This window comes from Weeksella sp. HMSC059D05, assembly GCF_001809725.1.
GTDB lineage: Bacteria > Bacteroidota > Bacteroidia > Flavobacteriales > Weeksellaceae > Weeksella > Weeksella virosa.
In genome coordinates this window covers 213572-237047 of sequence record NZ_KV798535.1, presented here as the reverse complement: position 1 = coordinate 237047, position 23476 = coordinate 213572, and the positions used below count along the sequence as shown (strand labels likewise).

Sequence of the window (23476 nt, the reverse complement as noted above, 5' to 3'; positions counted from 1 at the left end):
TTAGAATTGGAAATAAATAAATGGACTTTCTTCGGTTTGCAAAAACAACCCTATCAACATAACAATAAAAGCATAAAAAAGCCATCGAACCATTTTCGGTTGTTGAAGAAGTAATTTTTCTATACCATAGTTATTTCGACGACCTAGCCATTCTATACTCAACATAAATCCTATCAAAATCAAAGTTGCCATAGCACTTTTATTAAGCGTAGGGAAGGTAAATAGTGAAGCTTGAAGGATTCCTGAAACATATTCGAAAGCATGTGCAACAGATTCTGCCCGGAAAAATATCCATGCAAAAACTGTTAGGCAAAAGGTAAACAGGATGTTTATAAACTCTCTGAAAGTTGGTAAATGTCGATCATAAGCAACAATTTCCATATTGTTTCGATTCGTTTTTAGGATAATGGACGGCATGATAAATAGTGCATTGAGAAATCCCCAAAAAATGAAAGTCCAATTGGCTCCATGCCAAAAACCACTCACCAAAAAAATGATAAAGGTGTTGCGAATTCTCATCCAATTACCTCCTTTGCTTCCTCCCAAAGGTATGTACAGATAATCTCGGAACCAGGTAGAAAGCGATATATGCCAACGTCGCCAAAACTCGGCAATATCTCTTGAGAAATAAGGATAGTTGAAGTTTTTGAGTAGATTGATCCCGAACAAACGAGCAACTCCTAAAGCGATATCCGAATAGCCAGAGAAATCACCATAAATCTGGAAAGTAAAAAAAAGTGCCCCCAGTACCAAATTAGAACCAGATTGTGATTCGGGATTCGAAAAAATTTCATTGGCGTAAATAGCACAATTGTCTGCAATGACCATTTTCTTGAATAATCCCCATAGAATTTGCCGCATTCCATCTACGGCTTGGGTATAATTAAACACCCGTTTTCTTTTGATTTGTGGCAATAAATGCGTTGCGCGTTCTATGGGTCCGGCAACCAAAAGCGGGAAAAAACTAACGAAAACAGAGTAGTCGATAAGATTTTTTTCGGCCTTTATCCTCCCCTTATAAATATCGATAATATAAGAAAGTCCATGAAAAGTATAGAACGAAATTCCGACCGGCAAGATAATTTGCAATGTCCACGGATGCACCTGTAGACCAAAACCGTTGAGCAATTCGGCGAAAGAATCTGCAAAAAAATTGTAATATTTAAAGAATCCTAAAAACCCTAAGTTAATCCCAATACTTATGGTTAGCCAGATGTTTTTTATTTTTTGATTGGGTGCTTGTTCTATTTTCAATCCAGAAAAATAATCCAACAACGTAGAAAATCCCAACAAAAATACGAAACGCCAATCCCAACAACTATAAAAATAATAGCTAGCGACGAGCAATAGGATATTCTGAAGTTTGAAGTTTTTCCTAAGAATCCAATAGAGTGCAAAGACGATGGGTAAGAAAATAGCGAAACTTATAGAGTTAAAAAGCATAGATCAGTAATTTTTAGAGGATTTTTTTCCACTGTTCGATGATTGCGGTTTTTCTCCATTTTTTAGATTCTTTGCAAGAAGTTTCCATCAATCGGTTTAGTTCTTCTTCGTTTTGGATGAGATAAGTTAATTTTTCTTGAAAGGTTTTTTGGTCGTGAAGCGGCACTAGAAAGCCATTCTTATCATTGATAATATCCGAAGGCCCAAACGGACAATCGTAAGCAATCAGAGCGTTGGAGCACAAATTAGCTTCTATTAGAACAGTAGGTAAACATTCTTTTTTACTCGTAAAAAGAAAAATTTTACTTCGAGATAGCTCTTTATAAATTTCTTCTATAGTACACAATCCCAGTAATTGCACGTGATGTTTCAGATGGTTACTTGCTTCTATCTTCTTTTCTATTTTATTTTTTGATGGTCCGTCTCCAATGATTTTTAATTGAAACCTATTAAAATTAATATTTTCTAGAATTTTTAATAATTCTTCTACATTTTTATCATCATCTAAACGACCTACATAGATCAAGGTATTTTCTTTTTGAGAATTTTGTTTAGAATCGTACGATTCAAATGGTAATCCAATAATATTAGGGATATGCCAAGTAGATGAATTTAATAATTTATAGTGATTATAAGAGTCTGTATTGATACAAACTATTGCTTTTATTTTTTTATAATTTCTCCTCAATAATCCTTTCCACCAAACCCCTCCTACCTGATAGTTTGCATGCTCCCACGCAATGGTTTTTTTCCTTACTTTTTTATGGACAGCCAACTGTGATGATAACTTATACCAACAACTAATAATTATATCATAATTTTCATGATTCTTATTCATCCAATTATGTAGCATTTGCCATTGTCCAAAATCATACACATAATTTTTTATATTATTTTTATATGGTAATCGAGAAGCATATTTATTTAAATTGACATTGATTTTTTGAAAACCCCAATGAGAGAAAGTATCTATCACCTCAATTTTCACGCGTTTATCTAAATAGAAAAAACTATCGGTATTTTTTACCATTAATAAAACAGAAACCTCATATCCTTGTTCTACCAATTCATTGGCAAGATTGGTCATTACACGTGCAACGCCACCTGCCTTGAAAAGTTTATAATAAACCAGTAATATTCTTTTTCTTTCGTTCGGTTGCTTCATTTATTTTAACTTGTAATAAAGATAACTCAACGGATACAAAAGTAACGAAATGAATTTGAATTGATCGAGCCCAGCATTGATTTCAGAAAGTGTCTTTTTATTGATGATCGAATACACCTGATATCCAACTAAATTTCTGATGAGCGCTTTCGGATAATGCAGAAGTTGTTTCCCGTAAGAATTGATAAACGATTGATATCCTTTCATCAAACCATAGGTATTTTTCCCCGTCCAACGTGTATTGGAAACAGAATTCTCATCGGTTACATCAAAATGATACGTTCGGACAATTTTATTCACAAACCTAGTTTTGATACCTGCTGCATCATAAGTATTGTAAAAAACCGATTGCGGTATATATCCTTTTCCTTGGTAAGAAGAATAATCGAAATCGGCCAATAATCGCTGATAAGTTTTGGTAATAAAAATGCCAAATTTATCGCCCATTACTTTGTATCGATACCGCATCTCTAATATAGAACCATCAAAACCATCACCCGGATATGGATCGCCTACAACTCTACCATCTTCGTATTGCGATAAGCCCATAACAGAAATATACTCGTCTTGGTTATTGATTCTTTCCACTTCATCAAACAACACTTCTAGAGAAGTTTTCGGGTAAGAATCATCCGAATCAACCACCATAAAATAAGGCGTTTTCACCTTTTTTACTCCTTCGAAAACAGTAATAAACTTGTGTTGATTTTCATGGTAAATGTAGTGAATCTCTATTTTCTTTTCTTGCACAAATTCATCAACCAATTGTTTGGTTTCGTCTGTAGACCCATCATCCATTATGAGCCAAACAAAATCCTGGAAAGTTTGCCGTAATAGCGAATCGTACACCCGTTGCAAGGTATGAGCACGGTTATAGGTCGGCGTTATAATCGTGATAGATTTAGTGTTCATTGTATAATTTTTCGAAGGTCTCGGTGACTTGAGAATAGATTATTTGTTTGTCGAATTTTTGGTAAGCTAACTGAGCATTCTGTTTCAATCGATTAACCAATTCATGATCGGTCAAGAATCGACGCATAGCCTGGTAAATTTCATTTTCGTCTGCTTGTATCAAAACACCATCTACCTCATCGTCGATCATTTCGCTAATCCCACCCACATTGGTACTGATTATTGGCACGCCTAAACATAGCGTTTCGCCCAATATCAACGGATAAGATTCTGTTTTAGAGGGTAGGATAAAAAAATCTGCACTCTTCACATACGGATAAGGATTTTTTAGCGTGCCTAACATTTGCAAACGATCATCGAGTTGCAATTCTTCATGTAATTTGGTAAGCACTTCTCGTTGATCACCGTCTCCTATGATATAAACTTTATGATCCAGACCTTCATCAATCAATCGTTTGTGTGCACGCATCAACATCGGGAAATTTTTCCTTTTTTGTAATCGAGCAACCGATACAAATACCGGAGTATCACTTTTTTCTACCGTAAATTCTTTGGCTTTTTCATCGATTAGCTCTTTGTCGATTACATTGTAGATTACTTTTGCGTGCGGAAAAACTTCTTGATAATATTCGTTGATGACATCGCGTGTTTGTTTTGCTCCATAAATCATCACATCGTACTGATGCATATAATCGATAAATTTTTTGGCCATCGAAGGTTCTAAAAATCGGATATCGGTATGGAACCATCCAACTTTCTTGGTCGGAAGTGGCGATTTCAGCACATCTTCTAATTCAGAATAGCTCGAAGCAACTTCAATATCTAAATGCTGAATGCCTAGCTTTTTATATAATTTTTTCGGATACTTTTTGTAGTAACGCAAGCGTAAATTTCTTACAACTAATTGCACAAATCGAATCGGGAAAAACGAACTCATTTCTTCTCGCCCCCCGACAATGGTATAATAATGAACATGTTTCGGAATTTCTGTTCGCAATACACCTTGATGGAGATTGACCAGTAAACTAAATTCGAATTTATCACGTGGTAAGTTTTCTAATAAATCCAACACCACTTTTTGTACGCCACCCATTTCTAGAGAGCGTAACCGAAACATCACTTTTATTTTCTGAGTTTTTGATTGCATAGCTTGGTTTTCATGGTAAAAATACAAAGTTTTAAACAGTTCGAAATCCTATTCAACATAAAAAAAACCATATTTTTGCAGTAAACCTCTACAATGTTTCAGAAAGGAGACAAAGTAAAAGCCATAGACGATAATGTACAAGGAACGGTTACCAAAGTCCATCTACCCAAAATATGGGTATCGGATGAGCATGGATTCGAATATATTTTTTTCGAAAATGAGTTGATACTTGACCAGCCAATACGGTATGATTTTTCGACGGAAGAAGAGAATACAACTTTTGAAAAACCAAAATTCAAAACTTTCCGGAAATCGCACAGAACGCCTTATCTCACACGAGAAGTCGATCTGCATATTGAGTTTTTAGTAGAAAACACTCAACTTCTCAATCAATCAGAAATCTTACAGATTCAATTGGATATTGCAAGAGAAGAAATAGAAAAAGTCATGGATGAGGATCAAATCCGATTGATTCTTATTCATGGCTTTGGTAAGGGTGTTCTAAAAAGAGAACTGATAGAATTATTGTATCGTTATACCAATATCGAATTTTATGACGCCAATTTTAGAGAATATCATGGCAACGCCATCGAGGTGAGATTTTTATAGTTTTATTCTGGTTTTAGGCATCTAATTCTTTTTTAATCCAAGCCATCATATCAAAATAATTTTGTGGTATTATCCCGTGTCCGCTTCTATACTCATGGTATTCGTGCTTTATCCCTAAATTGGTGAGCAGCTTTTCTCCTAAGCGTGCTCCCTCTATTGGCAAAACCACATCTTCTAGCCCATGAGAAACAAAAAAACTAAGATGTGTATAATCTGCCCTATTTTCTTTAATATCAATGAAATGATCTTCTGGATAACCACTCAAAATCAAAACATTTTTCACTTTCTCTGGATAGGACAACGCAATAGCATAGCTAAGAATTGCTCCTTGACTGAAACCACTTATCCAAACATTCGAAGCATCTAGTTTCTCTTGTTCATTAATGGCATCTATAAAATCTACCAAAGAATTTCTCGACTCGACTCCTTCTTCGAAGTTGGTCATTTTCACACCATCGGTAAAATCCAGCCCATACCAACCAAATCCTCCATAAATAAGCGGAAATCGTCCTCTTACCGAGACAATATGTGCTTCTGCTGGTAAATCATTAGCGAAACTAAAAAGATCTTCTTCGTTACTTCCATACCCATGGATCAATAAATACAAAAATGCACGATCGGTCTCTACAGTGGGTTTTCGCTCTATATATTGAATGCCTTTTAGTTCTTTCATATCATTATTTTCTGTTTACAAAGTTACTCATTTCCTACCGAAGTCTTGCCTTCTTTTGTTGGATAACAAATTTATGTTTAGGAAAAATTTATATTGGATAGTAGGTATTCTGTAGCAAATTGTTTCTAAAATCCTTCAAAAACACCCAGACCAAAAAGTGCATAATCATATTTTACTGGATCTTTTGGATCCATTATTCTCAATGCTTCATCCAACTCTTTTAGGGCTTTTGCATCATTTTGTTTTCGAGTCAAAAGTCCAAGTTTTCGTGCTACATTACCAGAATGAACGTCGAGCGGACATGACAGAATAGCGGTTGGGATCGTTTGCCAAATACCCAAATCTACTCCTTGTGGATCTCTACGTACAAACCATCTAAGCATCATGTTGAGTCTTTTTGCAGAGGAGTTTTTCATCGGATCAGAAATATGTTTCTTGGTTCGAGGCAAATGATCGATCTCGAAAAAAATATTTCTAAAAGCACAAATAGCTTCTTGCATCGATGTTGAAGTTTGGTATTGAGAAAACACTGTCTCCAAACCACCGTGTTGTTGATAAATGTTGCGAAGAGATTTCATGAAGAATTGCAAATCATCGCTATTGAATGTTCTGTGCACAAAACCTTGCATCTTATCCAAATTATTCGCCGAGAAACTCATCACAAAATCATACGGAGAATTACCCATCAATTGCATCATTTTATCGGCATTTCTAATAATCATTTGTCGTTTTCCCCATGCAATAGTTGCCGTTAGAAAACCTGCAATTTCTATATCTTCTTTCTGTGAATACCGATGCGGAATTTGTATAGGATCTGTTTGTATAAAATCTAGCGTATTGTATTGCTGAACTTTTTCCTCTAAAAAATCCTTTAGATCTGTCATCTTACAAAGATAAGAAAATAAGAGAAGGATTGTTTGCCTCAATTTTCTGGGCAGAAAAAATATTTTCTAGTGTAGATTAATGTACAGTTTCTTTTACCAACAAACCATCTTGTATCTCTAGTTTACGATCGGTCATATTGGCCAATTCTTCGTTGTGGGTAACGATGACAAAAGTCTGATCCAATTCGTTTCGTAACTTAAAAAACAAGTGATGTAGTTCATCGGCATTTTTAGAATCTAAGTTCCCCGAAGGTTCGTCTGCAAAAACCACTGAAGGATTATTAATTAACGCTCTAGCAACGGCAACTCTTTGCTGTTCACCACCAGAAAGTTGATTGGGTTTATGACTAAATCTATGCGATAGCCCCAACATCGATAATAATTCTTTGGCATGTTTTTCTGCTTCGGTTCGAGGAGTCTTTCGTATAAAAGCCGGAATCATTACATTTTCTAGTGCTGTAAACTCTGGTAAAAGTTGATGAAACTGAAAAATAAAACCAATATTCTCATTACGAAATTTTGACAACTCCACATCCGAGAGTTTTGTAATATCCTCCCCTTTTATTAAAACAGTAGTAGCATTCGCAACCGGATTAGATGGTTTTTCTAAAGTCCCAAGAATCTGCAACAAAGTTGTTTTCCCTGCACCAGAAGCCCCTACAATAGATACAATTTCTTTTGGCATTATATCGATTGTTACTCCTTTGAGAACTTCTAAATCCTGATATTTCTTATGAATGTTAACCGCTTTTATCATGCTGTAAAAATACATTATTGTTTTTTAATAATGCAACGGAAAGCATTACAATTGATAGTATTTATCTAATTTAGCTAAAAATTAAAAACATGCCCCAACAACCAAAGATGAGTTTCCTAATTCTAACGACAAAACGCGATGAATTTATTCGTTGAAATAATAGGAAGATTTACCTTGCCCAACCACAAAAACACGCATCTAGTTATCCGACAATTGCAAAAAGCACTAAACAAACATACTATCTTGACATGAAAACCTTTTTTTATATTTTTATAGGCGGAGGAATCGGATCTGTTTTGCGTTTTGTATTGTCTAAGTACATGATACAATTTTGGCACAAGGATTTCCCAACAGGAACACTAATTGTTAATCTTATTGGATGCTTTTTGATCGGAGTTCTTTTTACATACTTTACGAAATATACTACCCCAACAATTTTCAGTTGGTTGTTGATTGCTGGTTTTTGCGGTGGCTTTACCACTTTCTCTACCTTCAGTTTAGAAAGTATTGTTTTATTAGAAAAAAATCAATATTCTATATTTGCTATATATATCCTATCTAGTCTATTGGGTGGGATTTCGCTTAGTTTTCTAGGCGCAAAAATTGCCTCTTATTTATGATAAACGATACAATTACCCCTTTTCAATCTGTAGAAAATGACCCCACAAAAACTCGGATCTATACTTTAGAGAATGGTCTAAAAGTGTATTTGAGTAGAAATGAAAACGAACCCAAAATCCAAACCTATATCGCAGTAAAAACAGGTTCGAATAACGATCCTGAAACTACAACCGGATTGGCACACTATTTCGAACATATGATGTTCAAAGGAAATTCTAAAATTGGTGCTTTGGATTGGGAACAAGAAAAAAAATATTTAGACCAATTAGAAGAACTTTTCGAAGCACACAGAAACACCAAAGATTTAGCTGCAAAGAAAGAAATTTATCAAGAAATTGATCGTCTTTCATATGAAGCATCTAAATTGGTTGTCCCAAATGAATACGACAAATTTACCTCGATCATTGGTGCATCACAAGTCAATGCGCATACTGCTTATGATGAAACGGTCTATTACAATACGATTCCGAAAAATGAACTAAAAAAATGGCTCGACTTAGAATTTTGTCGTTTTTCTGAAATCGCACTTCGTCTTTTTCATACGGAATTAGAAACCGTGTATGAAGAATACAACCGAAGCCAAGACAATGATGGACGTTTGATTTTCAACACTTTAATGAAACTTCAATTTCCAGATTCGAAATATGGAACACAAACCGTTTTAGGAAACCCTGAAGATCTAAAAAATCCTTCGATGCGTGCGATCAAAGAGTATTTTCATCAATATTATGTAGCCAACAACATGGCAATCATCATGGTAGGAGATTTAGAGTACGAACCAACCATCGAAGCGATAAAGGCAACTTTTGGACAATTACCAACCCGTTCTGTGCCACAACAATATCGAGCAAAAGAAAAACCGATGACTCGAAATATTTCTCAAGATGTTCATAGCCCTTCGGCCGAACGTGTACAATTCTCTTTCCGTCTCAACGGTGCAAATTCTACCGATATTCCTTACCTCAAATTACTCGACGTTTTGCTCAATAACAGTATTGCCGGTCTGATGGATCTCAACATAAACCAACAACAAAAAGCACAAACAGTCGGTAGCGGGAGCAGTATTTTTAGAGATTATTCTTTGCATCTTTTTGCTGGTTCGGCCAAAACAGGCCAAAGTTTAGAAGAGGTAGAAAAATTGATTCTTGATGAAATAGAAAACATCAAAAAAGGAAATTTCGACCAGTGGTTATTACAGGCTGTTGTCAATGATTATAAAAAATCGAGGGTGAAAAATTGGCTAAAACCAAGCTCTCTAGGGAGTACACTTTACCGTTCTTTTATCAACGACCAAGCATGGGAAAATGTAGTAAACGAATTGGAGGTGATGCAAAAAATCACAAAAGAAGAGTTAATGGAGTTTGTCAAAAAAAACTATCAATACCGCGTAACGATTTACAAACGAGAAGGCGAAAACAATACGCTGAACTATGTCGAAAGCCCCAACATCACACCAATTGAAATAAACAGAAAAGAAGAATCTGAATTCTTTAGCAGCTTCAAAAAGAAAAAAAGTAAACCAATAGAACCACAATTCATCGATTTTGATCAAATGATTAAAAAGGATAAAATTGCTCATTTCCCTTTTTATCACATCCAAAATCCACATAATGAAATGGTCCAAGTGTATTATATTTTCGAGGCAGGACAAGACCATGACAGTTTATTGAATTTTTCTTTAGGAATGTTGAGTTTTGCTGGAACAAAAAACTATTCACCAGAAGAATTTAAAAAAACATGCTACAAATATGGTGTCGATTTTAATTTTCAGGCAGGTAACGAACGTTCTATTTTATCGATCAACTGTCTAGAAGAAAACCTCGAAAAAGCACTACATTTATTCGATGAGTTACTGTACCATTTTACCTTTGATCAAGAGAGGGTGGAAGAATATAAATCTCAATTGATAAAAAATCGTGAAAACGCGATGCAAAATCGTTCCAAGATCAACAATGCATTGTATATGTGGGCGAAATATGGCCCGAATAACCGGCAGCGAAACATGTACAAAACCAACAAAATCCATACACTTGAACGAGAAGATTTCGAGCAATGTCTTCATCATTTCACTGCTTGTCCCAAAGAAATTTTTGTGTATGGATCTAATAGAAACCATGTAAAAAGACTACTCCTACAACAAATTCATCCTAGCGTAAAACAAACTCCGGCAAAGCGTATTTTTTCACAAGATGCAAGCAACGGCACGATTTATTTCGTACCGTATGAGATGGTCCAAACCGACCTAAATTTCGTTAGCCGTGATGATTTATTCGATCCGAAAAAAATTGCTTACGCTATGATGTTCAATGAGTTGATAGGCAGCGGACTCTCGTCTATAGTTTTCCAAGAAATACGAGAAGCCAAATCGCTAGCGTACTCGGCACGAGCCTATTACGAAACCGGGAACACATGCCAAGATTACAGTTATGTTACGGCTTCGATCGGAACACAACCCGACAAGATGGTGGATGCAATAAAAAGTATGAATACGATTCTAAACAAAATGCCAAACGCCAAAATTCAGTTTCAGGCTGCAAAGACATCAATAATCAAAAGCATATCGAGTAAACGATATCAACAAGCAGATATTTTCTTTTATTGGATGTCGATGAAAGACAAAGGAATCTCTTTCGATTACCGAAAAGAAATCTTATCAACCATAGAAAGAATGAGTATCGAAGATTTTGATATTTTTTATCAGCAACATATTGTTCCCAAAAATCAGAATCTTGCAATTATGGGAAAACGTGAAGAAGTAGTACCACGTTTAGAGGAATTGGGACTTTCGATAGAAGAAAAATCAATCGAAGAACTGTTTAATTTCTAAAAAAAATATCGTTCGTATCAATAGATTCGAACGATATTTTTTCTGTTGAAAATTAGATTACAACTTGGTGAAATCGTCTTTTAGAACTTTTATTTTCGCCAACAAATCTTTCTTTACTACTTCGTATTGATCTGCAGAATCTAACGGATGATGAACCGAAAAATAGAACTTAATTTTCGGCTCTGTCCCCGAAGGCCGACAAGCTACCTTGCTGCCATTTTCGGTATAGAATATCAATACATTAGATTTTGGTATTGACAAATGCTCTTCTTTATTTGTGATTAGATTTCGAGAAACAGAGGTTTGATAATCATTAATTTTGATTACTGCAGAACCTGCTATTTCTTTGGGCGGATTTTCTCTGAAAGTCAGCATCATTTTTTGGATCGTTTCTGCCCCTTCTTTACCGGGTTTTACTAACGAGATCAAGTCTTCTTGATAAGCGCCCAACTCTACATAAATGTCGATTAGTTTTTGATACAATGATCGACCTTTAGCTTTTTCTACAGCAGCAATTTCGGCAATCAACAAAGAAGAGGTTACCGAGTCTTTATCGCGAACAAAATCCCCTACCATAAAACCAAAAGACTCTTCTCCTCCACCGATAAATTTCTGTTTACCTTCTTCTTGGCGAATCATGTCTGCAATCCATTTAAAGCCCGTTAGTCCGACTTTACAATCTACTCCGAATTTTTCTGCCATCGGGAAAAAGATATCCGAGGTTACAATCGTCGAACCAATGAATTCTTTTCCAGTAATCTTACCATCTTTTTGCCATTGTTCTAGCAAATAATAAGTTAGCAATGTATTGGTCTGATTACCGTTGAGTAAGATCATTTTCCCGTTTAAATCTCTAATAGCAACTCCTAATCTATCAGCATCGGGATCGGTACCGATTACTAAATCTGCCCCGATTTTTTCGGCCAAATCAAGAGCCATAGAGAGTGCTTCGGGTTCTTCTGGGTTGGGAGACTTCACGGTCGGGAAATCGCCATTCGGTTCTTTTTGTTCTTCGACTAAATGAAATTGTTTGAAGCCTGCTTTATCAAATGCTTTTGGCGTGATGGCAATTGAGGTTCCGTGAATCGTGGTGAAAACAATTTTTATATTTTCTTTTCCTTGATCATTAAAACGTGCATTTTCTACGGCAGCTTCGATAAAAGCGCGATCAACTTCTTCTCCGATAAACGTTAACAGCTCGTCATTTCCAGAAAAGTTGATATCTCCAACTTCTACAGTTTGTACCTTTTCTATAATAGCTTTATCATGTGGTGGTACAATCTGTCCACCATCATTCCAATACACCTTGTATCCGTTGTAGTTTGGCGGATTATGCGAGGCCGTGAGAACTATCCCTGCATTACAATGCAAATGTCGTACAGCAAACGACAATTCTGGAGTCGGCCGAAAGTTATCGAACAGATAAACTTTTATGCCATTTGCGGTTAGGATGTCGGCTACGATTCTTGCAAATGTATCGGAGTTGTGTCGTACGTCATAGGCTATTGCCACAGATTTTTCTTCGGATGGGAATTGTTCTTTGATATAGTTTGCCAAACCTTGTGTTGCAGCACCCAACGTGTATTTATTGAGTCGATTGGTTCCTACACCCATTATTCCGCGCATTCCTCCAGTACCAAATTCCAAATCCTTGTAAAAAGAGTCATCCATTTCTTTTGGATCTTGTTCGATTAGTCTTTTTACTTCTTGGCGTGTTTTTTCATCATACACGTCTGTTAACCATTGCTGTGCTTTTTCTAAGCTTGTTTTCATGTTGTACTATTTTTTTATTACTTGCGCTTGATCAGCAATTTTGGTGTCTTTTCTTGGGTTTCCTATATATTCTACAACAGCGGTCCCTTTGGCATCTCCTACCAAAGAGTTTCTAGAGTTTATAATGATTTGTGCATTATTTTCCACTACAAATTTGGTATCATTTACTTCGAAATTTGTTAAGTTTAGGTTTGCCTGATCATAGGCTTTCAAATTCAGATTGACTGCTGTTCCTCTTAGGTCTACTTGAGTTTGATTTTGTGCTTTCAAATCAAAATCATTCGTTATTAGATAGATTTCACTTAATTTTGCTTGATCTTTTAACGAGATTGCCAGATTGTCTGCATTCAATGTTCCGACTACTTTAGCACTGGTTAAACCTTTTATTTCTAAGTTTTTAAAATCCCTAGTTACATAAACAAAAACTTGGTAATTGTTGTATTTATCCACTGGAATTTTCTCACTGAGTAACAAGGTTTTACCTTTGGCTTCTATGGTAAAGTTATCGAGAATATTTTGATGACTTTCTACCTCTACTTTATTTTCAGTTCCAGGTATCAAGGTTAATTCGCAATTACAGTTTGCTTCTAGTGACTGTATAGTTTCTACATTTTTCGAAACAATTTTTTGGTTGGATGGACCTTCTCCATCTATATTCGATTGACATGATGCAAAAAGCAAGCTTGCCACAGAAAGTACATATATTTTTTTCATAATTTTTAATTTAATAGACATTGATTTGATCCTTTATCGAATACAATGTTTTGTCTGTTTTTTTTCTTACGATGAGTTCTCCCAAAAACGCTGCCAAAAATAGCTGAGTTCCTAAAACCATCGTTGTCAAAGAAATATAAAAAAAAGGATTATCGGTTATTAAGCGGGCTGGTTTTTCTCGTATATAAACTTTTATAAGCTTATCAAAGCCTAAATACATCGAAAATAAAAATCCTAATAGAAACATTAACGTACCCAAAAGGCCGAAAATATGCATTGGTCGATTCCCAAATTTCGAAACAAATGATAATGTTATCAAGTCTAGAAAGCCATTCACGAAACGACTTGCGCCAAATTTAGAATAACCGTATTTCCTTGCCTGGTGCCGTACTTGTTTTTCTAAGATTACATTGTAGCCATTATTTTTGGCCAAAACAGGAATGTATCGGTGCATATCCCCATAGAGTTCAAGGTTCTTTGCAACTTCACTTTTATAGGCTTTCAGGCCGCAATTGAAGTCATGTAACTCGACTCCAGAGGTTTTTCTTGCCACCCAATTGAATAACTTCGAGGGTAGATTTTTCGTTAGTTTGGGATCTTTTCTTTTTTGCTTCCAACCCGAGACGATGTCTGCATTTTTATTAATCAACATGGAATAAAGATTTGGGATTTCTTCGGGGAAATCTTGTAGATCAGCATCCATCGTAATGACAACTTCGCCTTTTGCTATTGCAAAAGCTGCACTTAACGCTTGAGATTTTCCATAATTTTTTCGGAAACGAATGGCTCTTATTTCTGGGTTGAATTTTGATAAATACTCAATTACCTGCCAAGAATCATCCGTACTCCCGTCATCAACAAAAATCACCTCGAATGAGTAGTCGTATTGTTGACATATTTTTTTTATACGACTGAATAGTTCTTCTAAAGAATCTTGCTCATTGAGCAACGGAATGACAATCGAAAGCTTCATTTTAATAGATACGTTTTTTTAGAAATTGAGCAAAAAAGGCCGAAATCATTATGTAATACAATAAAACTAAGGGGTAGAAGGCAAAGAAGTTACGAAAAGAGAATAAATTAACGCCCATCACACTTTCGTCTTCTCGTAATTTTTGGATATCTTCTTTGATACTTGCTTCATTGTTATCGGAAAAAGTATCCATAAAACCATCTTTAAGGACATCTTGTAGCCATAGACCAGATGTATTCATAAAAATGAAAATAATTATTAGACTAACACTTCCACCCAAGAATAAGGGTAAAAACCCTTCTCTCAATCCTTCTCTAAAGGTCATTAAATGCTCTATTTCTGTAGCGGTTTTGGCTTTTCTCTTAGAGTAAGTAAAGACCTTGTAAAAAGCATAACCTCCATATAAAGGCACCAAAACAAAGGCGTTGAGAAAGATAGAGGTTTTGTAAAAAGATTTTGCAGTAATGGACCCATTGGTGCTGAAAATCATATAATATCCGAAAAAAATAACCAAAGTTGCAGCGACTAAAATCACGGCATCTTTAATAAAAGTTGACAATTGATTCATCTGACAAAGATAACGAAACTCGTTTGAAAAAAATGTATATTTACACTAACTATCCTTTACTTTTATATTCTGAATTTTATAATAAGATTCTAGCATTTCTACCTATTTTTTGTTTTTTATTTATTCATAATCGATTGATCTGTTACACAACCTAAAAAGAATGCATGATCAAGAAAAACTTCATTATAATCCAGCCAAACAATTTTTGGATAGAGATTTTTCATCGAAAGTAGTAAAGATTGAGAAAATGCAGAGTATTATCTTTGTATTTGCATACACTTTTTTTTTAATAAGCTAGGTATATTCACCCATAACACACGAAACAAGAAAAAAATTACCAACTAACAATCAACAAATTACAAAGGATTGAACATGTTTTTAGCGAATTGATTTTCTGTTATAAAAAAATAAGCATATATTTGCATCGGCAAGTCCTACACAACCAGCTCCTGTTGAATCCTCCAGGACGGGAACGTAGCAAAGGTAAACGGTTGTAGCGGTGTGATGTAGGTCGCTTGCCACTTTTTTTTTAAATTCCTCTCAACAATTTTTTTCCCCTTATTTTTATTCGTAATTTTGCGTCCATTGTTTTGAATTCAATGGAAAAAAATACACCAAAATTTATCTTTGTAACAGGTGGCGTTACCTCTTCCCTAGGGAAAGGAATTGTCGCATCTTCCCTTGGAATGTTGCTACAAGCACGTGGCTATCGTGTAACAATCCAAAAATTAGACCCTTATATTAACGTCGATCCAGGCACACTGAATCCGTACGAGCATGGTGAATGCTATGTAACCGAAGACGGAGCAGAAACCGACCTCGATCTCGGACACTACGAACGTTTTCTCAATCGAGCTACTTCACAAGCCAATAGCGTAACTACTGGTCGTGTGTACCAAACCGTAATAGAAAAAGAACGTCGTGGAGATTATTTAGGTAAAACTGTTCAGGTTGTCCCACATATTACCAATGAAATAAAAAGAAGAATAAAACTTCTTGGCAATACAGGAGATTACGACATCATTATTACCGAAATCGGAGGAACTGTAGGCGACATAGAGTCGTTACCTTATATAGAAACCGTTCGCCAACTGATTTGGGAATTAGGGGAGAAAAATTCTATAGTGATTCACCTCACATTAGTTCCTTATCTATCTGCTTCTGGCGAATTGAAAACCAAACCTACCCAACACTCTGTTCGTACTTTGATGGAAAGTGGCATCCGAGCAGATGTATTGGTTACGCGCACCGAACATCATTTACCAAAAGACGTAAAAGCGAAATTGGCACAATTCTGCAATGTGAAAAAAGAAAATGTAATCGAATGTATGGATGCCGAATCCATCTATGGCGTTCCTTTCTTATTGCATGAGCAACAATTTGACGAAGTCGTTCTCAAAGGACTAGATTTACCTTATAATCAACAACCCGATTTTACACTTTGGAAAACGTTCTTAGAACGCTCACTACACCCAAAAAACGAAATCGAAATTGCTTTGGTAGGAAAATATGTAACCCTCCACGACTCCTACAAATCAATCACAGAAGCTTTTACACATGCTGGTGCAACACTAGACACAAAAGTAAAAGTTCGTTGGGTTTATTCTGGCGATCTTACCGAAAGCAATGTGGCCGATGAACTAAAAGGTGTACACGGCATATTGATTGCTCCTGGTTTTGGGGATCGCGGTATTAATGGCAAAATTATCGCAGCCAATTATGCTCGCCGAAATCGTATCCCAACCTTAGGGATTTGTTTAGGGATGCAGATCATGGCGATAGAATTTGCGCGTAATGTTTTAGGCTATGAAAAAGCAGATTCTACCGAAATGGATACCCAAACACCTCACCCTGTTATCTCTCTAATGGATGCCCAAAAAAATGTTACCGAAAAAGGTGGTACAATGCGTCTAGGAAGTTGGGTATGCGAATTGATCGAAGGTTCTAAAGCTGCCTCTATATACAAAAGCCAATTGATCAAAGAGCGTCATCGTCATCGTTACGAGTTCAATAACGATTTCAAAGAAGAGTTCGAACAAAACAACTTTATCCCAACAGGAATTAATCCTGAAACAGAACTGGTAGAAATATTAGAACTAGACCAACATCCATTTTACATGGGTGTGCAATTTCACCCGGAATACAAAAGTACGGTTGACTCACCTCATCCATTATTTATACAATTTATCGAGGCAACCCTTAATCACTCATTAAACGAAAAAATCAATGCAAAAGGAGAGAAACTTTGACTTTAATCAGCTCATCGGCTTTGTATTAATCGCCATATTATTTGGTGTTTACTTCTGGATGACCAAGCCCTCTGAAGAAGAATTGGCTAGGCAAAAACAGGAGTTACTAGCCAAAGAAGCTACTGAAAAAAACAAGGGAACCCAAAAAGATATTGCTCAATTCCCTACCGACTCCCTCGCTACACAACAAGTGGTAAAGGAGGAGAATGTTACCTTCGAAAATGAGCACGTAAAAATTCAGGTTAACGGTAGAGGTGGACAAATTGGCTTAGTACAATTAAAAGAGCATTTAGCATTCGATTCACTAAAAGGCGTTGATGCACAACCACTCTATTTAGTGAAAGATGGCAATAGCCAGTTTAATTTAAGCTTTAAAGATATCAATGGAAAAACCATTAATACGAAAGAACTAATTTTCAGCCCGAAACAAGAACAAAAAGGGTCGACTAAAGTTCTTACGATGACCGCCCAAATTGGTGCCGGGCAATTGCATTATATCTACTCTTTTGATGATAAATATGGATTAGATTTCCAGATACGGTCACAAGGATTGCACCGAGTAACGCATGACAAAAACATTGCACTTAACTGGAATTTGGATGCATTTAGTTTAGAAAAAGGTAAAGATCAAGAGCATTATTGGTCGCATACATATTTCAAACTCTCGGGTAAAAATAGCGTAGAATATGAACTTTTTGGTGCCGATAAATGGGAAGAAAAAGAAAGTATTGATTGGATTGCCTTTAAGCAACAATTTTTCGCTTCTATTCTATCCTTTGATGGGGGATTGAAAAACACCAATGGTGGTTCGATAAATTACGAAATCGGAAAAAGCAAATACAACAAAGGATTTAATTTTAGCGCACCAATCGAAATAAAATCTGGTGAAATCAATCAACATTTATCATGGGATTTTGTTCCACTAGACTTTAATAATCTGAAAAAATACAATGATAAAGGATTCGAAAAAATTGTATCGTATGGTTGGGGATTCTTAGGATGGTTGAATAAATATTTTTTCTTATTTATATTCCAATCTTTGGCAAAAATTGTTCCATACGGATGGGCAATATTCTTGATGACCATCGTAGTAAAATTAGTTCTATCACCGATTATGTACAAGCAGTACAGACAAAGTGCAATGATGAAAGTTTTGCGTCCTGAACTCAATGAACTCAATGAAAAATTCAAAGATCCGAAAGATGCAATGAAAAAGCAGCAAGCCACCATGGAAATTTATCGCAAAGCAGGGGTTAATCCACTTGCAGGTTGTTTACCAGCTTTATTGCAGATTCCGATTTTCTATGCTTTGTTCCGATTCTTTCCGAACGTAATCGACTTGCGAGGAGAACCTTTTTGGTTTGCTGAAGATTTAACCGCCTTCGATTCGGTTATTCAGATACCAGCAAGTATCCCATTCCTCAACGGACACTTGAGTATTTTTGCTCTTTTATATATCGTTGCGATGATGGTCTATTTCAAAGTATCTGGTTCGATGGATAACTTCAACAATATGCCACAGCAAGAAGGGATGCCCAATATGCAATTCATGAAATACATGATGTATATAATGCCTATTTTCTTCTTCGTATTCTTAAATAATTACGCTTCTGGTCTTTCTTGGTATTATTTGGTATCGAATGTGATTAATATTTTCATTGTTCTTTATATCAAAAACGTAATGATCAAAGAAGATAAAATCCATGCAATGATACAAGAAAACAAAGCTAAACCTATGAAAACAAGCAAGTTTAGCCAACGCATGCAAGAAATGATGAAAAAAGCACAAGAAATGCAAGCCGAACAAGAGCGAATGAAGAAAAACAATAAAAGATAATTCATCTTACACCATAACAACACAAGAAGCCTTATCTTTGAATAAGGCTTTTTTTATATGAAATATTTAAGATACGGTTTATTGTTTTGCACTGTTTTATGGTTTGGATGTCGCCCTTCGATTGATGAAAAAGAGTTGGCATATACCAAAATCATCGAAAGAAATAAACCCAAAGATGGTTTTCCGAAACCGGTTGGTTATGTAAACGATTTTGATTCTATTTTCTCTGTTACCGAAAAAAACAAATTGCAGGATAAACTTCAACGTTACGATAATCTTACCTACAATCGTATTATTTTGGTCACCATACCTAGCTATTATCAATATTCTTCGATAGACGATTTTGCAAAAAACCTTGGCGAACAATGAGATATGACTAAAAAAGAAATTGACAATACTATCTTTATTATTGTGAATCTTGCCCAAAAAGAAGTGAAAATAGAAGTAGGCTCTACAAGTGAAAATTTTATCCAAGACTCGATAAAAGAAAAAATCACAGAAAATCTATTACAAGATGCTCTGCCCCAAAATAAGCTTTACGATGGTTTTGACAAGGCTATAAATAAACTGATTATGGCTCGACAAAAATCAACCTTCTAAAATGTAAAAGGTGAAAACCGCATTGGTTTTCACCTTTTTATTTTAGAAGCTATTGAACTAGTTTATTTTTCTATAGTTTTGTAACGTGCAGTTGTCAACTCTTTTGAGATTGCGGTACGCTCCATTTTTATTTTCCCTGCACCAGTTTCTAGGATAAAATGGTCATCAGACAATTGTCCTATTCTACCATGAATCCCAGAGGTCGTTACCACCTGATCACCGACTTTTACCTCGTCTTGAAATAGTTTTTCTTTTTTTTGTCTTTGCATAGTCGGACGAATCATAAAGAAGTACATTATGATGAACATTCCACCAAAAAGCAGCAATGTTCCCCATCCTCCTCCTTCAGCGCCTGCTTGTAAAAAAATTGATGAAGTCATTCGTATTATTTTTTTTATTTATTAGTTGCTTATTCTACAACGTTTGCAGAAATCGTAAACTCCTCTAAACCTTGAGCTGTATTTGTCGTAAGACTTACTTTTTTCTGTGTGTTTCCTAGAACAGTTCCTGCAGTAAACTGAACTTTGATCGAATCTTTACCGCCTGCAGGTATAGGTTCTTTCGGCCACTCTGGCACTGTACAACCACAAGTTGCACGTGCATCTTTTATCACTAGTGGAGATTTCCCTTCGTTGGTGATAACGAAATAATGATCTTTCGATTCATTCATTTTCACATCGCCATAATTGAAGTTCGATTCGCTCAATACCAAAACTGGTGCATTTTCTGGATCCACCACATTTTCGGCAATTTCTGTTTTTTCCTGCTCAGTATACACATCTGTGGCACTTTCTTTTTTACAAGCTGTAAAAGCTGTTGTTATAGCTAAAGCACCCAATAAGAAGAGTCTATTTTTTTTCATACTTTTTATTATTTCTTCAAATATACTTAAAATTATTTTTCAAATAATCCTCTCCCGAATTTATTTACCTGATTAGAGTCAGTAAGTTTTCTCAAAGCTTTGTCTAAAATTCCATTCACGAAAATTCTACTTTTTTCGGTTGAATAATTCTTCGCCAATTCGATGTATTCATTGATCGTAACTTTGGTAGGGATACTTGGAAAACGTTTAAACTCGGTAATTGCCATCTCTAAAATAATCAAGTCAACAGCAGCAATCCTATCCAACTCCCAGTTTTCGGCCATCTCACCAATGAATTCTTTGTTTTGGGATTGATGCTTCACTGTTAATCGAAATAAATCTTGTGCAAACTTTTGATCTTCCTCGTCTTTATACACTTTGAAAAGCCTGATATTTTCTCCACTTTTTGTTGTAAAAGATTGTATCGTATTATACACCATCGTATTCGCAATATGAATATCATCTACCCAATTGATGTGTTGCTCCTCGAACCAATCGTGCAGACCTTCGTTATCGGCAATAAAATTCACGAAAAATTGTGTAATAAATGCTTTGTCCTCATCTAAAGAGTGTATTTCACTCTTCATATAATCTACATACAAATCACTTTTTATCAACGACTTGTAAATATTATTGGGGTACGAATCATAAATATCCCAACTAATTTGTTTGTTCTTACTTACATAGTCGTTCAACTCATTATTTATCGATAAAATATGAAAAACTTTGTTATCGACAAACTTCATATTCGGGTGTAAGTCTTCCTGTGTTGGGAAGTTTTTGGTTTTACCTATCTCGATTTTCTCGAGTGCAATGTCTTTCTGTATCAAAATAGTATTAAGAAGGTAAAGGTATAAATCGTATATCTGATCGATGCCTTTCATCATATTTTTCTCGATGATACGAACATCACTATCAGACCCTTGACTATTGTACGCATAGATTGCTTGCATTACTTTTTCTCGAAGTTGTCTTCTTCCCAACATAATTTCAATGATATAACGTCCTAAATTTTGGCAAAGGTACGTAAAATTGTAATTTTGTCTAGTGAAAGCGTTACAGAAATTAAATAAATTCTTGTGGAACTATAAATGGAAACTCATTATTGGTTTTTTTCTCATCATTTGTTCCAACTATGTCAATGTATTTTCAATCAATTATATTGGGAAAGCTCTGAACTCTGTACAAGAGTTATTGACCAACTTTATAGAGAAGGGTAACCTCGATATTGAAACCCTCAAGCAAGGTCTTTTATGGACAGTCTTGGCTTTTATTGGTTTGAAGATTTTGGCCGGTATATTAACCATCGGAACGCGACAAATGATTATTGCCACTTCGAGATTGATAGAGTACGACCTGAAAAATGTTATCTTCCAGCATTATCAGAACCTATCGCTCACCTTCTATAAGAAAAATAAAACAGGCGATTTAATGAACCGTATCACCGAAGATGTTTCGCTCGTACGACAATATTTAGGGCCGGGAATTATGTACCCAATCGATTTACTTTCTCGCACGTTCATTTTGTTTATCTTTATGTTGCAAATCGATCGAGACCTTACCCTATACACCCTGGCACCTTTACCTATTTTATCTTTATTGATTTATCAAGTTGCACTTCGGATCAATAAAAGAAGTAAAATACTGCAAGCACAACAATCGCTTATATCTTCTTCTGTACAAGATACCTTTGCCGGAATACGAATCATCAAGTCTTTCAACACCGAGGATTTTATCAAGAAAAAATACGAATTAAGCTCTGATTTATACCAAGATAAAGCACTTTCTTTAGCACAAATTCAGGCAGCTTTTGGTCCGTTAATGATTATTATTGTAGGGCTTAGCAATCTAGTGATTTTATATCTAGGCGGAAAGAAATACATGGACGGAACGCTAAGCATTGGTGTAATCGGACAATTTTTCATGTACCTCAACATGTTGATTTGGCCATTTACATCTTTGGGTTGGGTAACGATGATTGTGCAGCGTGCGGAAGCCTCGATGGCAAGAATCAATGAGTTTCTTGATCAAGAATCAGAAATAGTAAATCATACCCAAGAGCCTACACCAATCAAAGGAGAAATCGAGTTCCGAAATGTCAGTTATATCTATGAAAATACAGGTATCAAAGCTCTCGACAGTGTTTCCTTCAAACTAAAAAAAGGAGAAACCTTAGCGATTATTGGCAAAACAGGTTCGGGAAAATCGACCATTGCTTTACTGATTGCTCGTTTGTTGCAACCAACATCAGGTGAAATTCTTCTGGATGGCAAACCTTTGGATTCATTCAACTTATACGACTTGAGAGAAGCTATTGGGTTTGTCCCTCAAGAATCCTTTTTATTTTCGGATACTATCCAAAACAATATTCTATTTGGGAGTGATGAACAAGACCAAGAGAAAGCAATACATTATGCCAAACAAGCTGTGGTGCACGATAACATTATGGGTTTCAAAGAAGCTTATCAAACGGTTGTTGGAGAGCGCGGCGTCACACTTTCGGGTGGGCAAAAACAACGTATCTCTATTGCAAGAGCTTTGGTAAAAAACCCTCAGATTCTTATTTTCGATGATGCTCTTTCTGCTGTTGACACTGAAACAGAAGAACAAATTCTCACAAATTTAGAAACCGAAATCGAGTCCAAAACAGCCATTATTATTACTCATAGAATTTCATCGGCCAAAAATGCCAACGAGGTTTTAGTCTTGAATGATGGGCAGGTTGAAGAGTTCGACACACCATCGAATTTAATGAAAAGTGATAATTATTTTTCTATCCTATATAGAGAGCAACTCAAAGAAACCTAAATTATTTTTAGAAACCCTTGCTTTTAGTTAAAATTTATTTAGTTTTGTTAACAA

The 23476-nt window shown here is 35.6% G+C and carries 20 protein-coding genes, 1 other RNA gene and 1 pseudogene; 8 read left to right on the top strand and 14 right to left on the bottom strand.

The annotated features are described in order from the left end of the window. From HMPREF2660_RS05835 to HMPREF2660_RS05820, 4 genes are read right to left on the bottom strand one after another with little or no spacing between them, the layout of a single operon-like run. Positions 1–1443: an MBOAT family O-acyltransferase gene (locus HMPREF2660_RS05835; RefSeq protein WP_013597677.1), complete on the bottom strand. Its 1443-nt coding sequence runs from the start codon at positions 1441–1443 to the stop codon at positions 1–3. Between the two features lie 13 nt (positions 1444–1456). Continuing rightward, positions 1457–2608: a glycosyltransferase gene (locus HMPREF2660_RS05830; protein ID WP_070486072.1), complete on the bottom strand. Its 1152-nt coding sequence runs from the start codon at positions 2606–2608 to the stop codon at positions 1457–1459. Then, the gene (locus HMPREF2660_RS05825; RefSeq protein ID WP_070486070.1) at positions 2609–3520 is read right to left on the bottom strand and encodes a glycosyltransferase family A protein; all 912 of its coding nucleotides are present in this window, start codon (positions 3518–3520) and stop codon (positions 2609–2611) included. Beyond that, the gene (locus HMPREF2660_RS05820) at positions 3510–4667 is read right to left on the bottom strand and encodes a glycosyltransferase (RefSeq protein WP_070486068.1); all 1158 of its coding nucleotides are present in this window, start codon (positions 4665–4667) and stop codon (positions 3510–3512) included. Before HMPREF2660_RS05820 ends, HMPREF2660_RS05825 begins: the two co-directional genes overlap by 11 nt. Before the next feature lie 93 nt (positions 4668–4760). Here HMPREF2660_RS05820 and HMPREF2660_RS05815 point away from each other — a divergent pair, with 93 nt between their 5' ends. Continuing rightward, positions 4761–5276, top strand: a complete 516-nt coding sequence (locus HMPREF2660_RS05815; protein ID WP_070486066.1) for a Smr/MutS family protein — start codon at positions 4761–4763, stop codon at positions 5274–5276. A 13-nt stretch (positions 5277–5289) separates the two neighbouring features. On the opposite strand, the gene HMPREF2660_RS05810 is transcribed toward HMPREF2660_RS05815, so the two are convergent. From HMPREF2660_RS05810 to HMPREF2660_RS05800, 3 genes are all read right to left on the bottom strand, one after another. Then, positions 5290–5949: an alpha/beta hydrolase gene (locus HMPREF2660_RS05810; RefSeq protein WP_013597682.1), complete on the bottom strand. Its 660-nt coding sequence runs from the start codon at positions 5947–5949 to the stop codon at positions 5290–5292. A 125-nt stretch (positions 5950–6074) separates the two neighbouring features. Further along, a complete protein-coding gene (locus HMPREF2660_RS05805) occupies positions 6075–6833 on the bottom strand; it encodes a TIGR02757 family protein (protein WP_070486064.1) in 759 nt (252 codons plus the stop codon). A 76-nt stretch (positions 6834–6909) separates the two neighbouring features. After that, entirely contained in the window at positions 6910–7590 is a 681-nt protein-coding gene (locus tag HMPREF2660_RS05800) for an ABC transporter ATP-binding protein (protein WP_041942047.1), read from the bottom strand. 248 nt (positions 7591–7838) lie between these two features. Here HMPREF2660_RS05800 and crcB point away from each other — a divergent pair, with 248 nt between their 5' ends. Then, a complete protein-coding gene (crcB, locus tag HMPREF2660_RS05795; protein WP_070486062.1) occupies positions 7839–8210 on the top strand; it encodes a fluoride efflux transporter CrcB in 372 nt (123 codons plus the stop codon). After that, positions 8207–11038, top strand: a complete 2832-nt coding sequence (locus HMPREF2660_RS05790; protein WP_070486060.1) for a M16 family metallopeptidase — start codon at positions 8207–8209, stop codon at positions 11036–11038. Before crcB ends, HMPREF2660_RS05790 begins: the two co-directional genes overlap by 4 nt. A gap of 57 nt (positions 11039–11095) precedes the next feature. On the opposite strand, the gene HMPREF2660_RS05785 is transcribed toward HMPREF2660_RS05790, so the two are convergent. The 4 genes from HMPREF2660_RS05785 to HMPREF2660_RS05770 are packed head-to-tail and all read right to left on the bottom strand — an operon-like array spanning position 11096 to position 15066. Then, a complete protein-coding gene (locus tag HMPREF2660_RS05785; protein ID WP_070486058.1) occupies positions 11096–12811 on the bottom strand; it encodes a phospho-sugar mutase in 1716 nt (571 codons plus the stop codon). A gap of 6 nt (positions 12812–12817) precedes the next feature. Further along, a complete protein-coding gene (locus HMPREF2660_RS05780; protein ID WP_168160793.1) occupies positions 12818–13525 on the bottom strand; it encodes a GIN domain-containing protein in 708 nt (235 codons plus the stop codon). Between the two features lie 10 nt (positions 13526–13535). Further along, the gene (locus HMPREF2660_RS05775; RefSeq protein WP_070486055.1) at positions 13536–14498 is read right to left on the bottom strand and encodes a glycosyltransferase family 2 protein; all 963 of its coding nucleotides are present in this window, start codon (positions 14496–14498) and stop codon (positions 13536–13538) included. 1 nt (position 14499) lies between these two features. Then, positions 14500–15066, bottom strand: coding sequence for a DUF4199 family protein (locus tag HMPREF2660_RS05770; protein ID WP_013597690.1), 567 nt, complete (start codon positions 15064–15066; stop codon positions 14500–14502). Positions 15067–15491: 425 nt separating this feature from the next. Between HMPREF2660_RS05770 and ffs the strand changes: the two genes are divergently transcribed. The 4 genes and pseudogenes from ffs to HMPREF2660_RS11115 all read left to right on the top strand — a co-directional run bounded on the left by ffs (position 15492) and on the right by HMPREF2660_RS11115 (position 19752). Next, positions 15492–15590: signal recognition particle sRNA small type (gene ffs, locus HMPREF2660_RS05765), an RNA gene on the top strand. A 75-nt stretch (positions 15591–15665) separates the two neighbouring features. Continuing rightward, positions 15666–17315, top strand: a complete 1650-nt coding sequence (locus tag HMPREF2660_RS05760; RefSeq protein ID WP_013597691.1) for a CTP synthase — start codon at positions 15666–15668, stop codon at positions 17313–17315. After that, positions 17293–19152 carry a membrane protein insertase YidC gene (gene yidC / locus HMPREF2660_RS05755; protein WP_013597692.1) on the top strand — a complete coding sequence of 620 codons (1860 nt, stop codon included), beginning with the start codon at positions 17293–17295 and terminating at the stop codon, positions 19150–19152. Before HMPREF2660_RS05760 ends, yidC begins: the two co-directional genes overlap by 23 nt. Before the next feature lie 57 nt (positions 19153–19209). Further along, positions 19210–19752, top strand: a pseudogene (locus HMPREF2660_RS11115) (YgcG family protein). Between the two features lie 62 nt (positions 19753–19814). Here the strand turns inward: HMPREF2660_RS11115 and yajC are convergent. Genes yajC through nusB form a run of 3 tightly spaced genes read right to left on the bottom strand, consistent with a single transcriptional unit; the run spans position 19815 to position 21600 of the window. Further along, positions 19815–20132, bottom strand: coding sequence for a preprotein translocase subunit YajC (gene yajC, locus HMPREF2660_RS05740; RefSeq protein WP_013597694.1), 318 nt, complete (start codon positions 20130–20132; stop codon positions 19815–19817). A gap of 29 nt (positions 20133–20161) precedes the next feature. Beyond that, positions 20162–20614, bottom strand: a complete 453-nt coding sequence (locus HMPREF2660_RS05735; protein ID WP_013597695.1) for a DUF1573 domain-containing protein — start codon at positions 20612–20614, stop codon at positions 20162–20164. Positions 20615–20646: 32 nt separating this feature from the next. Then, complete coding sequence (nusB, locus tag HMPREF2660_RS05730) at positions 20647–21600, bottom strand: transcription antitermination factor NusB (protein WP_070486049.1); 954 nt, start codon at positions 21598–21600, stop codon at positions 20647–20649. A gap of 61 nt (positions 21601–21661) precedes the next feature. On the opposite strand from nusB, the gene HMPREF2660_RS05725 reads away from it, so the two are divergent. Next, on the top strand, positions 21662–23422 hold the full coding sequence (locus HMPREF2660_RS05725) for an ABC transporter ATP-binding protein (protein ID WP_070486047.1): 1761 nt from the start codon (positions 21662–21664) through the stop codon (positions 23420–23422). The last annotated feature ends 54 nt before the right edge of the window (positions 23423–23476 follow it).